General features: G+C 73.4%; 11 protein-coding genes. 7 read left to right on the forward strand and 4 right to left on the reverse strand.

Features of this window, described 5'->3' with window-relative positions:
- The first annotated feature begins 1 nt into the window (after nucleotide 1).
- The 3 genes from ACLQ2X_RS24235 (at nucleotide 2) to ACLQ2X_RS24245 (ending at nucleotide 3,165) form a co-directional block, all read left to right on the forward strand.
- The gene (locus ACLQ2X_RS24235) at nucleotides 2-700 is read left to right on the forward strand and encodes an endonuclease/exonuclease/phosphatase family protein (protein ID WP_425683394.1); all 699 of its coding nucleotides are present in this window, start codon (nucleotides 2-4) and stop codon (nucleotides 698-700) included.
- Between the two features lie 119 nt (nucleotides 701-819).
- A complete protein-coding gene (locus tag ACLQ2X_RS24240; RefSeq protein WP_425683395.1) occupies nucleotides 820-2,226 on the forward strand; it encodes a flavin-containing monooxygenase in 1,407 nt (468 codons plus the stop codon).
- 114 nt (nucleotides 2,227-2,340) lie between these two features.
- On the forward strand, nucleotides 2,341-3,165 hold the full coding sequence (locus ACLQ2X_RS24245) for an alpha/beta hydrolase (protein WP_425683396.1): 825 nt from the start codon (nucleotides 2,341-2,343) through the stop codon (nucleotides 3,163-3,165).
- A gap of 8 nt (nucleotides 3,166-3,173) precedes the next feature.
- Here the strand turns inward: ACLQ2X_RS24245 and ACLQ2X_RS24250 are convergent, their stop codons facing one another.
- From ACLQ2X_RS24250 to ACLQ2X_RS24260, 3 genes are all read right to left on the reverse strand, one after another.
- Nucleotides 3,174-4,592 (reverse strand): alpha,alpha-trehalose-phosphate synthase (UDP-forming), encoded by a 1,419-nt coding sequence (locus ACLQ2X_RS24250; protein ID WP_425683397.1) that lies wholly within the window; start codon nucleotides 4,590-4,592, stop codon nucleotides 3,174-3,176.
- Nucleotides 4,593-4,758: 166 nt separating this feature from the next.
- Nucleotides 4,759-5,592, reverse strand: a complete 834-nt coding sequence (locus ACLQ2X_RS24255) for a DUF308 domain-containing protein (RefSeq protein WP_425683398.1) — start codon at nucleotides 5,590-5,592, stop codon at nucleotides 4,759-4,761.
- Nucleotides 5,593-5,768: 176 nt separating this feature from the next.
- A complete protein-coding gene (locus tag ACLQ2X_RS24260; RefSeq protein ID WP_425683399.1) occupies nucleotides 5,769-9,356 on the reverse strand; it encodes an ATP-binding protein in 3,588 nt (1,195 codons plus the stop codon).
- A 148-nt stretch (nucleotides 9,357-9,504) separates the two neighbouring features.
- On the opposite strand from ACLQ2X_RS24260, the gene ACLQ2X_RS24265 reads away from it, so the two are divergent.
- Nucleotides 9,505-9,720: a hypothetical protein gene (locus ACLQ2X_RS24265; RefSeq protein ID WP_425683400.1), complete on the forward strand. Its 216-nt coding sequence runs from the start codon at nucleotides 9,505-9,507 to the stop codon at nucleotides 9,718-9,720.
- 56 nt (nucleotides 9,721-9,776) lie between these two features.
- Here ACLQ2X_RS24265 and ACLQ2X_RS24270 read toward each other — a convergent pair whose 3' ends face one another.
- Entirely contained in the window at nucleotides 9,777-10,469 is a 693-nt protein-coding gene (locus ACLQ2X_RS24270; protein WP_013287664.1) for a Crp/Fnr family transcriptional regulator, read from the reverse strand.
- 246 nt (nucleotides 10,470-10,715) lie between these two features.
- Between ACLQ2X_RS24270 and ACLQ2X_RS24275 the strand changes: the two genes are divergently transcribed.
- The 3 genes from ACLQ2X_RS24275 (at nucleotide 10,716) to ACLQ2X_RS24285 (ending at nucleotide 12,985) form a co-directional block, all read left to right on the forward strand.
- Nucleotides 10,716-11,219 (forward strand): polyadenylate-specific 3'-exoribonuclease AS, encoded by a 504-nt coding sequence (locus ACLQ2X_RS24275; RefSeq protein WP_425683401.1) that lies wholly within the window; start codon nucleotides 10,716-10,718, stop codon nucleotides 11,217-11,219.
- A 57-nt stretch (nucleotides 11,220-11,276) separates the two neighbouring features.
- The gene (locus tag ACLQ2X_RS24280) at nucleotides 11,277-11,780 is read left to right on the forward strand and encodes a pyridoxamine 5'-phosphate oxidase family protein (RefSeq protein WP_425683402.1); all 504 of its coding nucleotides are present in this window, start codon (nucleotides 11,277-11,279) and stop codon (nucleotides 11,778-11,780) included.
- 176 nt (nucleotides 11,781-11,956) lie between these two features.
- A complete protein-coding gene (locus tag ACLQ2X_RS24285; protein ID WP_425683409.1) occupies nucleotides 11,957-12,985 on the forward strand; it encodes a 6-phosphofructokinase in 1,029 nt (342 codons plus the stop codon).
- Nucleotides 12,986-13,102 lie beyond the last annotated feature (117 nt).

Consider the following 13,102-nt stretch of genomic DNA (forward strand, 5'->3'; position numbering starts at 1 on the left):
CATGACCGACACGGGTGTGCCGCTGCGGGTGCTGTCGTACAACGTGCACAGCCAGCGGGACGACACCGCCGCGCTGGCCGAGGTGGTCCGGGAGGCCGCCCCGGACGTGGTGATCGTCCAGGAGGGACCGCGCCGGTTCCGGTGGCGGCAGAAGGGTGCCGCGCTCGCCGAGTCGTTCGGCATGGTCGTGGCGGCCGGTGGCCTGCCGTCGCTGGGCAACGTGCTGCTGACCAGCCTGCGGGTGCGGGTCGTCGACACCCGCTGCCAGCGCTTCCCGCTGACTCCCGGCCGGCACATGCGCGGTGCCGCGTACGCGCACTGCCGGGTCGGCGGTGCCGAGTTCCTGCTGGCCGGCTCGCACCTGTCCACCGACCCCACGGAGCGGCCGGCGCAGGCCTCGGCGTTCAAGCGGGAGCTGGCCGCCGCCACGCTGCCGGTGGTGGCCGGCGCCGACCTCAACGAGGGGCCGGACGGCCCGGCCTGGCGGACCGTCGCCGAGGGGTTGACCGACACGGCGGTCGCCGCCGACCGGGCGGACCGGCACACCTACTCCTGCGCCGACCCGCGCCGCCGCATCGACGCGCTGTTCGTCGATCCCCGGATCACCGTGGTCAACTACGACGTGGTCGACACACCGCGGACCCGGCGCGCCAGCGACCACTTCCCGGTGCTGGTCGACCTGCTGCTGCCCACCGGCTGACCCGGCTCCCGGTCGGCCGGTCGGGGCAGGGCTCGACGGCGACGGCTGGACAACGGCGGGCATTCTCGGCAGGATTTCGCACCGACCCGGCACACGTGCCGCACAAAGGAGAATTCCCGGTGTCCTCCTCCACCGATCTCGGCCCCCCCGACCCGGATCAGACGGTCGCCCCGACCCGGGACGGCCGCCCGGTCTCCGACCGGGGCGACACGGTCTGCGTCATCGGCGCCGGCGCCAGCGGCCTGGCCGCCGTCAAGAACCTGCGCGAGGCCGGCTTCGGCGTGGACTGCTACGAGCGGGAGACCGGCGTCGGCGGGGCGTGGAACTGGCGGCACGACCGCAGCCCGGTGTACGCCAGCACGCACCTGATCTCGTCCCGCCCGTTCACCCAGTTCCCGGACTTCCCGATGCCCGACGACTGGCCGGACTATCCGCACCACAGCCATTTGCTGTCCTACTTCGAGCGGTACGCCGACCACTTCGACCTGCGGCAGCACGTCTGGTTCGGCACCGAGGTGGTGCGCATCGAGCCGGTCGACGGGGACCGGTGGGACGTGACGACCCGCAGCACCGGCGGCTACGGCCCGGAGCGCACCTCCCGGTACGCCGCGGTGGTGCTGGCCAACGGGCACAACTGGTCGCCGAAGCTGCCCCGCTACGAGGGCCTGGAGCGGTTCCGCGGTGAGGTCATGCATGCCTCGTCCTACAAGGACCCGGCGCAGCTGCGCGGCAAGCGGGTGCTCGTGGTCGGCGCCGGCAACACCGGCTGCGACATCGCGGTCGAGGCGGCCCAGCAGGCGTCGCACTGCTGGCACTCCACCCGGCGCGGCTACTGGTACGCCCCGAAGTACGTCCTCGGTCGCCCGGCCGACCAGGTCAACGACACGCTGCTGGCGTTGCGGGTGCCACTGCGGGTACGCCAGTGGCTCTACCACTGGACGCTGCGGCTGACCGTCGGTGACCTGACCCGGTTCGGTCTGCCCAAGCCGGACCACCGGGTCTACGAGACGCACCCGATCGCCAACAGCCAGCTCGTCTACTACGTCGGGCACGGGGAGATCACCCCGGTGCCGGACGTGGCCCGGTTCGACGACCGCGCCGTCGAGTTGACCGACGGCCGGCGCATCGATCCGGAACTTGTCGTCTTCGCCACCGGCTACCTGCCACGTTTCGAGTTCCTCCAGGGACGGGTGCTCGGTGACGAGGACGGCTCCGGGCGCCCCCGGCTCTGGCTGAACGCGTTCTCCGCCGGCCACCCCACCCTGGCCGTGGTGGGTCTGGTGCAGCCCGACTCCGGCATCTTCGCCATCTCGCACTGGCAGAGCGTGCTGTTCGCCCGGCTGCTCACGCTGCGCGCCGGCCGGCCGGAGCGGGCCGCCGAGTTCGACCGCAAGGTCCGCGCCGGCCTCGGCGAGCGGTACTCGGCGAAGGTCAAGGACAGCACCCGGCACTGGTTCGAGGTGGGCCACGCCGACTACCTGCGCGCGTTGCAGCGCGCGTTGCACGACCTGGAGGGATCCCGGTGAGCGCGAGGAACGTAGCGCAGCGGAGTCCCGCAGTCGCGAACGGAAGGTCAGCTCGGTGAGCGCGAGGAACGTAGCGCAGCGGAGTCCCGCAGTCGCGAACGGAGGGATGGCGCCGTGACGTCCGAGCAGGTTCGGGTGGTCCGTTCCTGGGAGTGGGCCCGGCCGGAGCGGCCGGCGCGCCGCGAGGTGCTCGCCGCCCTGCCGGAGCGGGAGGAGGCGAAGCCGCCGCTGCTGTTCGTGCCCGGGTTCGGGCACGGCGCGTGGGCGTTCGCGGAGCACTGGCTGGGCCACGCCGCCGGTCGCGGCTTCCCGGCGTACGCGCTGAGCCTGCGCGGGCACGGCGACAGCGAGCCGGCGCCGGACGCGACGTTGCGCTCGTACACCCATGACGTGGTGCAGGTGGCGGCGAGCCTGCCGCGGCAGGCGGTGCTGGTGGGGCACGGCGCCGGTGCCCGGGTGGTGGCGCACGCGCTGGCCCGCTACCCGGCGCGGGCGGCGGTGCTGGTGGCGCCGGTGCTGGGTGGCTGGGCGACGTTCGGCACGGCGCTGCGGCGCAACCCGGTCGGTACGCTGCCGGCGGTGTTCGGCGGCGGCCTGCGGCTCAACCGGCGGCAACTGTTCAGCGGGGAACTGCCCGACGCGGACGCCCGGCGGCACCTGGCCCGGTTGGGGCGGGCCGGTCGGCGGGCGCAGTGGCAGCTCCTGACCGGTCGGGGGCCGGAGCCGGCGGTGGGCCGGCCGCCGGTGCTGGTGTTGGGCAGCCCCGACGACCGGGTGCTGCCGGCGACGGCTCTGACCCGGGCGGCCGGCCGGTACGCCTCGGCGCCGCTGCTCTTTCCCGGCATGGGGCACGACCTGATGCTCGATGCCCGGTGGCGGGAGCCGATCGACGCGATCCTGGACTGGCTGGACAAGGACCCGACGCCGACCTCGGGGTGAGTGCCGGGTCAGCGGGTGGGAGGGCGGTGGGCGACGAGTGACCCGCTGGCCTCCAACGCGCTGAGGTAGGACGCCGCCCAGGCGTGGATGTCGTTGTGGGCCAGGTGGTCGCGCATCGCGCGCATCCGGGCCGCCACGTCGTCCGGGCCGGCGCGCAGTGCGGCGAGCAGCCCCTGCTTGAGCCCGTCCAGGTCGTGCGGGTTGATCAGGTACGCCTGGTCGAGTTCGGCGGCGGCGCCGGCGAACTCGCTGAGCAGCAGCGCGCCGGTGCCGTCCACCCGGGCCGCCACGTACTCCTTGGCGACCAGGTTCATCCCGTCGCGCAGCGGGGTCACCGCCATCACGTCGGCGACGCGGTAGAGCGCGACCAGTTCGGCGCGGTCGAACGGCTGGGTGAGGTAGTGGATGGCCGGTTCGCCGACCCGGCCGAACTCGCCGTTGATCCGGCCGACCTGGTGTTCCACCCGGTCGCGCAGGATCTGGTATTGCCCGACCCGGTCCCGGCTGGGCACCGCCACCTGCACCAGCACCGTGTCCCGCACCTTGATGTCGCCGCTGGCCAGCAACTCCCGGTACGCCTTGAGGCGCTGCTCGATGCCCTTGGTGTAGTCCATCCGGTCGACGCTCAGGATCACCTTGTCCGGCTGGCCGAGGTCCTGCCGCAGCCGGCGGGCCCGCTCGGCGACCTCCGGGCGCGCGGCGAGCGTGGCCATCTCGGCGGTGTCGATGGCCACCGGGAAGGCGCCGATGCGCACGACCCGGCCGTCGACGCCGATCCGCCGGTCGGTGGCGGACAGGTCGAGCACCTTCGTGGCGAGTTGGGCGAAGTTGTGCGCGGCCTGCGCCCGCTGGAACCCGATCAGGTCGGCGCCGAGCATGCCACGCAGCAGTTCCGCCCGACGGGGGAGCTGCATGAACAGCTCCGGCGGCGGGAACGGCACGTGCAGGAAGAAGCCGATGCGCAGGTCGGGGCGCAGGTCGCGGAGCAGTCCGGGCACGAGTTGTAGGTGGTAGTCCTGGATCCAGACCAGGCCGCCAGGCTCGGCCACCCGGGCGGCGGCTTCGGCGAACCGCTGGTTGACTCGTTGGTAGGCCTCCCACCAGCGGCGGTGGTATTCGGGCTGTTCGACGGCGTCGTGGTAGAGCGGCCAGAGGGTGGCGTTGGCGAAGCCCTCGTAGTGGTCGCGGAGGTCCTCGGCGCTCAACGGCACGCTGTGCATCCGCACACCGTCCACGTCCGGCAGTTCGGGGGCCGGGCCGGTGCCGCCGGCCCAGCCGACCCAGGTGGCCGGGGTGTGCCGCAGCAACGGGTGCAGGGCGCTCACCAGGCCGCCAGGGCTGCGGCGCCATTCGAAGGCGCCGTCGTGCGCCACGCTGTCGTCGATGGGGAGGCGGCTGGCCACTACCACCAGAGGGCTCTGTCGCATCGGTCATTCCGCTCAGCAGGGGACCGGCGGCCCGGGGGAGACGCGTGTCGGACAGCCGGTGCGGGAGGTGACGTTCGGCCTATTCCTACTGACCGTAAGTTACATCCCTGTTACCCGCGACTCGGGGTGTGGTGGTGTCCCGCCATCCGGGCGGTCCGGCGTGACCTCAGACGACGGCGCCGTCGTCCGGGTCGTGGTCCTCGGGGTCGCCGGGGCGTAGCCGCCAGATGAGCATCACGAAGCCGGCGAGGATGCCGGTGAAGCCGAGCAGGGTCACCACCGACGGGTCGATGAGCGACATCATGGTGGGCGACAGGAACAGCAGGAAGCCGAGCACGATGCAGAGCACGCCCAGCACGGCGTACTTGGACAGGCGGGGCAGCGGGGGCGGCGGAGGCGGGGTGTAGTGCTCCTCCTCCGTCGGGTCGTCGGGCAGGCCCGTGCCGAACGTGTCCAGCCCGTCCAGCAGGGAGGGCTCGTCCTGCCGGTCGCGGCCGAGCGAGATGCCGGAGACGTCGGCGGCGTAGGGCAGGCGGCGCACGTCGGTGGCGGTCGGGCCGGCCGGCTCCTCCGCCCGCCCGGTGGTGGCGCCGCCCGGCGTCGGGTCGTCGACGTCCTCGGCCGCCGGCCAGGGGCGGCTGCCCGCGCTCGGGGAAGTGTGGAAGTCGGCGACGATCCGGGCCCACTCGGCCTCGATGTCCGGCTCCTCGGCGCGCGGCGCGTCGCCGTCCTCGTCGGCGAGCTGGGTGAGGTAGTCCCGCGCGGTGGTCAGGTGCGACCTGTCGACGTAGAGGCGGTCGACCGGTCGGGACGGCACGGTGGTGGTGCGGGTGATCGGGTTCAGGTCGGCCGAGGGTTGGAGGTAGGCGGCGATGCCGCCGGCGGCCAGCACGTCGAGCAGGTGCTCGCCGACGCGCGGATCGACGTCGCCCGCGACCGCGTACTCCGCCGCGTCCAGCCCGTTGTCCCGTCGTCCCCGACGGGGCCCGCCCCCTGACACCGGCCACCCCCCTTCACGCGTGCTGCCCGCGCCCTGAATCGTGACACGTCCGCACCCGGTTGCGGGAGTGCGTTGTGGCGCGCCGCTCGGTTCGTGCCCTTGTTCCGCCGATCGGCAAGCGAAATGTCACCTTCATTGTGAAAGAGGAATACTTCACCGAGGGCCGGTCGGCCCGGTCAGCACGCCACCGCGGGGCCGGCGTCGGGCACCGGGCGCCGGGCCAGCGCCAGCAGCCCCGGCGCCTCGTTGCGCAGGGCGAACGCGTGCACCTCGGCCAGCGGGCCGGCGACCTCGGGGTCGCCCGCCAGCGTCAGTTCCCCCACGGCGAGCGCGAGAGCCAGCATCCGGTCGGTAACGTCCGGGATGCGGGCGTAGACCTCCGCGCCGGCCAGGTGCAGCTCGGCGGCCCGACAGTGGTCGCCGTCCGCCGCGGCCAGCGCGCCGGTTACGGTCCGCAACGCCGCCTCCGACCAGGGTGTCCGGTGGTCGAGGCGGTCCAACATCGCGCGCACCCGCACGGACGCGTCCCGGCCGGCCAGCGCCGCCGCGTACGCCGCCGCGGCGATCCACTCGCCACTGGCCAGGGCCGGCACCCTCGACCAGGAGTCGGCCAGCTCGTCGATCAGCTCCGCCGCGTCCGCGGCCCGGCCCTGCAGGGCCCGACAGAGCGCGGCCATGCCGAGCATGGTCCAACGCAGCCGGTGGAAGCCGCTGCGGCGGGCGGTGTCCAGCGCGGCGGACACGTCGTCGCCGTCCGGCGGCGCGGTCGGACCGGGCGCGGGCGGCACCGGTTGGCCGCGGAGCACCCGCAGGCAGGAGCGCAGGCCGCGTACCTGCATGTCCCACCCGCCGGTGGGGGTGTCCACGAACGCGTCGGCGGCGGCGATCACCCGGGCGAAGTCGCCGTCGAAGTAGGCCCGCATCGCCTCGCCGGAGTAGCTGGTGGTCAACGTCTGCCCGCTGGCCGTACGGGTCGGACCGGCGGTCAGCAGCGCGTCCGAGCGCAGCCAGTCGCCCTCCTCGCGGACCGCGTACGCCAGGTTCTGCACCGCCCGGTGCAGCGCCAGCAACTGCTTGCCGCGGCTGTACTCGACGATGCCCCGCAGGTCGTCCAGCCCGGCCCGGTCGCCCGCCTGGTAGCGGGCGGTGGCGGCGGTGACCCGGGCGTTGGTGCGCGTCTCGACCAGGCCGAGCCGCTCGGCGATCTCGGCGGCGGTCTCGGCGGCGGACACCGCGGCGTCCCGCTCGTAGTTGAGCATGTGCAGGCGGCCCAGCTCGGCGTACGCGTCGGCCTTCTGCGCGCTGTCCGGCAGGGGCTCGAACAGCTGCACGGCCCGGTCCAGGCAGGCCACCGCCGCCGCCCGGTCGGCGCGCAGCCAGGCCGCCTGGCCCAGCAGCGTCCACGCCCGTGCCGCGCAGGCGTGGTCGGCGTGCGTGTGCAGCCGGTCGGCGAGTGACTGCAACTGGTCCAGGCCGCCGCCGGACAGGAACGTGTTGCCGTCGCGGTAGAACGAGATCTCGGTGGCCAGCAGCTCCAGCTGGAGCCGGCTCACCGGGTCGCCGTCGTCGGCCAGGCCGAGCGCGCGGCCGGCGTGCGTGGCCGCCGCGTCCAGCCCGTGCAGGGCGTACGCCCGGCGGGCCGCCCGGTGCAGGGCGGCGCGGGCCGGGCCCGCGTAGCGGTGCGTCGACAGGCTGAGCGTCCGGGCGATCTCGTGTGCCGCCCAGCGGTGGTGGGCGAGGACCTCGGCCAGGTCGGTGTCCCGGGTCTGCGACAACGTGTCGAGCCAGTCGGCGGTCCGCTCGTGTCGGGCCACCCGCTCGGTGCGCGGCAACCGCTGGTAGCAGACGTCGCGGACCAGCACGTGCCGGAACCGGAACTCGGCCTGCCCGGCCATGGTGGAGGCGGCCTGCTCGTGGACGAAGTCGCGCTGCTCCAGCCGGCGCAGTGCGCGTTCCACCGATTCCACCGGCTGCCCGAGCGCCGCCGCGACCGCGCCGGGCCAGAACTGCACGCCGACCACCGAGGCGGCCAGCAGCACCGGCCGGTCCTTGGCGTCGAGCAGGTCGATCCGGTTGGCGATGACCGAGTGCACGCCCTCGGGCATCGGCAGGTCGAGGTGCTTGTCCAGCGACCAGCCGCGCCCGGACCGGCGCAGCGTGCCCTGCTCGATGAGCATCCGGACGTACTCGTGGGCGTAGAGCGGGTTGCCGCCGGCCACCTCGACCAGCGGGGTGAGCATCTCGGCCGGGAACGCCGCGCGGCCGAACATGTGCGCGTAGAGCGACACGATGCCGGCGTCGCGCAGCGGGGGCAGCGTGACGGTGACCGAGCCGGTGATCGTTCCCGCCCAGCTCGGGTCCCGGTCGACCAGCTCCGGGCGGGCGGTGCAGAGCATCAGCAGGGGCACGTCCCGGGCGGCGGCGCCGAGCAGCTCGACGAAGCGCAGCATGGCGTCGTCGCCCCAGTGCAGGTCCTCGAAGACCAGCACGGTCGCGCGGCGGGCCGCCAGCGCCAGCAGAAACCGCCGCCACGCCGACTCCGCCTCCTCGGCGGGCAGCGCCGCACCAGTGAGACCGACCAGCGGTCGCAGCGCGTCGACCAGCCGGGTCCGTTCGGCGGGGCCGACCAGTTCGGCGACGGCGGCGGTGAGGCGCTGGGCGGCGGTGGACGCCGGGTCGGTGTCGAGGATGCCGGCCTCGGCCTTGACGATGTCGGCGAGCGCGGCGAACGTGACGTTCTCCCCGAACGGCGGGCAGCGACCGGTACGCCAGGTCACCGGCTCGTCCACCAGCCGGGCGGCGTGCCGGTGCAGCTCCCGGACCAGGCGGCTCTTGCCCAGCCCGGCCCGGCCGAACACGGTCACCACCTGCGGCAGCCGGTCGCGCAGTGAGCGGTGCAGCGCGTTGACGAGCAGGCCCAGCTCGTGTTCGCGGTCGATGAGCGGGCTGTCGTCCGGTTCCCGGTCGGTCGGCTGCCGGCGGACCGGGGCGAGGGCCAGCCAGACCTCGGTGGGGGAGGAGCGGCCCCGCAGCGTGACTGGAGGCTGCTCCTCGTAGCGGATCGCGTCCTTGGTCAGCGCGTGGGTGGAGCCGCAGACCAGCACCCCGCCGGGCGGGGCGACGGACTGCATTCGGGAGGCGGTGTTCACCACGTCGCCGGCCACGATGGCCTGCCCGCCGTCGCGGGCCGCGGCCACGTCCACCAGCGCCTCCCCGGTGGCCACGCCGACCCGGAACCGCAACTCGTCGTGGCCGGTCGGGGTGAACCGGGTCAGCACCCGTTGCAGCTCCAGGCCGGCTCGTACGCACCGCAGCGCGTCGGTCTCGGTGGCCACCGGCGCGCCGAACAGGGCCATCACCGCGTCGCCGATGTATTTCTCGACCACGCCGCCGTACTGCCCGACCACCCGTCGGGCGGCGGAGAAGAAGCCGGTCTGCATGCCGCGTACCTGCTCCGGGTCGGCCCGCTCCACGTAGGGGGTGAAGTCGATGAGGTCGACGAAGAGCACGCTGACGCGGCGGCGGTCCTCCTGGGGCGCCGGCGTCGGGTGCCGGACGCCGGGCCGGGGCAGGCCGCACGTGGTGCAGAAGGCAACGTCCGCGGCGAGCGGCCGCAGGCAGTGCGGGCAGACCGCGCTCAGTTCGGCGCCGCAGCCACCACAGAACCGGTCGCCGTCGGCCGGGGTACGTCCACAACGGTCACACTGCGCGGAGATGGCACGCCTCCACTGGGTCGCCGGCCGGTGCCGGGCCGGACGCCGCATCCCGCGGCGTCACCCTGAGTATTCCGGGCGCCGCGAATGTCAGGTACCGGGCTGTTGGTTTGTGGACACTCCTCCGGGCGGCCGAGAACGACCTCCCGCGGCTAGATTCACTTTCACCGAACGGGAACGACGTGACCAAGGGGATCTCATGGTGTTCGTGAAGTTGGAGAGCGACTGGACCGACGGCGACGGCGTCGCCCACACCGCGGGCGAGTCCGTGGACGTGGACGCGGCCACCCTGGCCACCCTGCAGGCCCAGGGCGTCGTCAGCGAGGGCTCCACCGGGGGCAAGGACACGAACGAGTGGGCCGGGCCGGGTAGCGCGCCCGACTCGTGGGCGGGGCCGGGCAGCGCCGGCGTCTGACGACCGCAGCACGACGAGGGCCGGGGCGACACGCCCCGGCCCTCGTCGTGGATGCGTCAGCGGTCGTTCATGCCGGCGCGGCGACGCAGCGCCGCCACGTCGGTGACCACGATGCGGCGACCCTCGGTACGCAGCCAGCCCCGGCTGGCGAACGAGCCGATGGCCTGGTTGACGCTCTGCCGCGAGCCGCCGGCCATCTCGGCGAGCTGGCTCTGGTTCAGCTCGATGGTGATCATCGGGGCCTGGCTCTCGCCGGCCAGCCGGACCAGCGTCTTGGCCACCCTGCCGGGCAGGTCGAGGAAGACATGGTCGGCGTTCTGCTCGGTGAGCCGGCGGATCAGCTGGCCGAGCGAGCGCATCACCGCGTCGAGGATGCGCGGGTTGGAGTGCACCAGCTCCATGAAGGCGGGACGGGACAGCGCCAGGGCGGCGCAGTCCTCGATCGCCTCGGCGGAGGCCGAGCGGGTGGAGGCGTCCAGCAGGGACACCTCGCCGAGCACGTCCGGGGGACGGATCACCGACAGCACGGCCCGTTCGCCGGTCGGCGCGGTGCGGAACACCGCCACGGCCCCGCGGCGCAGCACGATCAGCGACTCGCCGGGGTCGTTCTCGACGAAGAGCAGTTGGCCCTTGCGGTAGGTGCGGGGCACGGCCGCGGCGATGACCCGCTGTCGCACCTCCGGCTCCAGCCCGGCGAACATCTCCACGCCCGTGAGCGCGTCACCCGGCTCCGGCAGGCGAGACTCCACGGCCCAACCCCTCCCCGGTCAAGAAGTCACCACTCGCACACCGGGTGAAGCTGTCAGTCCCGGTTCGAGGCAGCTCTACCGGTCGGCGCCCGACGGCGTACACATCAGATCATGACGGTCCCGTCGCGTGCTGTACACCCCCGGAAACCTTTCCGTGACCATGACCGGTCGGCGGTCGACCCGTCGCCGACCTCGGTGGACGCCCCGCCGACGACCTGCCGGCAGGGATGGGCGAAGATGTGGGTGATGGTCTACCGCTATTTCTACGACTGCGAATTCATCGAGGACGGCCGGACTGTCGACCTGGTGTCGATCGGCGTCGTCGACGAGTACGGCCGCGAGTTCTACGCGGTCTCCACCGAGTTCGACGACTCTCGGGCGGTGCCCTGGGTGCGGCGCAACGTGCTGGACAAGCTCCCCTCGCCGGCCGACCGGGCCTGGCGCTCGCGTGAGCGGATCCGCGACGACCTGCACGAGTTCCTGCTGGAACCGGTCCGGGACCGGCCGGGCGAGCAGCTGGAGCTGTGGGCCTGGTACGCCGCCTACGACCACGTGGTGCTGGCCCAGCTCTGGGGCGCCATGCCGGCGCTGCCCCGGGAGATCCCCCGGTTCACCAAGGACCTGCGCCAGCTCTGGGACGACCGGGGTCGTCCCCGGCTGCCGGACGCCGAGGCCGACCGGCACGACGCGCTCGTCGACGCCCGGCACAACCTGGCCCGGTGGCGGGCGATGGCCGCGCGGGAGGTTTGACAGGTTCGGACCCGGGCACGGGATCGGCATCACGCCGATCCGAGACCAGGAGTGCCGATGAGCAAGGAGCCGACCACTGCCGCGGATGCCCGCCACCGGGTCACCGAGCTGATCCGGCAGGCGCGGATCTGCCTGCTCACCACCACCGCCGTGGACGGGCGTCTGGTCAGCCGGCCGATGGGGTTGCAGGAGGCCGAGTTCGACGGGGACCTGTGGTTCTTCGCGTACGCCGACTCGCCGAAGGTCCGGCAGATCCGGGTGAACCCGCAGGTGAACGTGGGCTTCTCCGACCAGCGGCACCACGCCTGGGTGTCGGTGGCCGGCACCGCCACCGAGGAGTGGGACGCGCAGCGGGCGAAGAAGCTGTGGAGCCCGTTGCTCAAGGCGTGGTTCCCGGACGGCCTGGACACGCCGGGCCTCACGTTGATCAAGGTGCACGCCGGTTCCGCGGAGTACTGGGACTCGCCCGGCAGCACCGTGGTCAACCTGCTCGGCTTCGCCAAGGCGGCGGTGACCGGCCAGCCGCCGAAGGCGGGCGAGAACCACGAGGTCGGCTACTGACGGGTAGCCGTCCATCGTGCGGAACGGCCCGGGGCGCGGTGCCGGCGTACGCCTGCGCCGACTACAGTGCGCAGTGACGGCCCGCCCCGGGCCGGCAACGGCGCCGATGGTCTGATCCGACACATATCCTGGGGCTGTTCGGGCTTCACCTGATGGTCCAGGAGGATGAGCAGATCATGCGTATCGGCGTGCTCACCGGCGGCGGCGACTGCCCAGGTCTCAATGCGGTGATTCGGGCGGTGGTCCGCAAGGGCGTCGCCACCTACGGTCACGAGTTCGTGGGCTTCCGGGACGGCTGGAAGGGCCCGCTCGAGGGTCTGACGAAGCCGTTGGGCATCGCGGAGGTGCGCGGGATCCTGCCCCGCGGCGGCACCGTCCTCGGCTCGTCCCGCACCAACCCGTTCAAGATCGAGAACGGCGTGGAGCGGATCAAGGACAACCTCGCCGGGCAGGGCGTGGACGCCCTGATCGCGATCGGCGGCGAGGACACCCTCGGCGTCGCCACCAGGCTGCACGAACTGGGCGTGCACGTCATCGGCGTGCCGAAGACGATCGACAACGACCTGGGCGCCACCGACTACACGTTCGGGTTCGACACCGCGGTCAACATCGCGATGGAGGCGATCGACCGGCTGCACACCACGGCGGAGAGTCACCACCGCACGCTCGTGGTCGAGGTGATGGGCCGGCACGCCGGCTGGATCGCCCTGCACGCCGGTCTGGCCGGCGGCGCCAACGTGATCCTGCTGCCGGAGCGGCAGTTCGACGTCGAGCAGGTCGCCGGCTACGTCGAGAAGCGCTTCCAGCACCAGTACGCCCCGATCGTGGTGGTCGCCGAGGGCGCCCAGCCGCTGGACGGTCAGATGGTGCTGCACAACCAGGAGCTGGACGCGTTCGGCCACGTCCGGCTGGGCGGCATCGGCCAGTGGCTGGCCGAGCAGCTGGAGGCGAAGACCGGCAAGGAGGCCCGCACCGTGGTGCTCGGACACATCCAGCGCGGCGGCACCCCGACCGCGTTCGACCGGGTGCTGGCCACCCGACTCGGCCTGCACGCCATCGACGCGGTGCACGAGGGCGACTGGGGCAAGATGGTCGCTATGCAGAGCACGGACATCGTCCGCGTCCCGCTGGCCGAGGCCACCCGCGAGCTGAAGACCGTGCCGCTGGAGCGGTACGCCGAGGCCGAGGTCTTCTTCGGCAGCTGACCGACGGCGGACGGGGGGGGGGGCCGGGGGGGGGGCCCCCCCCCCCCCCCCCCCGGCGGGGGGGGGGGGGGTGGCCCCGGCCGGGGACACCCGGGCGGGGCTGGGGCGCGGGCTCAT

The sequence above is a fragment of the Micromonospora sp. DT31 genome, from assembly GCF_049841795.1.
Classification (GTDB): domain Bacteria; phylum Actinomycetota; class Actinomycetes; order Mycobacteriales; family Micromonosporaceae; genus Micromonospora.

Bases quoted from the DNA above. Each gene is read 5' to 3' on its own strand.
- ACLQ2X_RS24250 (WP_425683397.1), bottom strand. From the start codon at position 4,592: ATGCGACAGAGCCCTCTGGTGGTAGTGGCCAGCCGCCTCCCCATCGAC.
- ACLQ2X_RS24275 (WP_425683401.1), top strand. From the start codon at position 10,716: ATGGTCTACCGCTATTTCTACGACTGCGAATTCATCGAGGACGGCCGG.
- ACLQ2X_RS24265 (WP_425683400.1), top strand. From the start codon at position 9,505: ATGGTGTTCGTGAAGTTGGAGAGCGACTGGACCGACGGCGACGGCGTC.
- ACLQ2X_RS24280 (WP_425683402.1), top strand. From the start codon at position 11,277: ATGAGCAAGGAGCCGACCACTGCCGCGGATGCCCGCCACCGGGTCACC.
- ACLQ2X_RS24285 (WP_425683409.1), top strand. From the start codon at position 11,957: ATGCGTATCGGCGTGCTCACCGGCGGCGGCGACTGCCCAGGTCTCAAT.
- ACLQ2X_RS24235 (WP_425683394.1), top strand. From the start codon at position 2: ATGACCGACACGGGTGTGCCGCTGCGGGTGCTGTCGTACAACGTGCAC.
- ACLQ2X_RS24260 (WP_425683399.1), bottom strand. From the start codon at position 9,356: ATGCGGCGTCCGGCCCGGCACCGGCCGGCGACCCAGTGGAGGCGTGCC.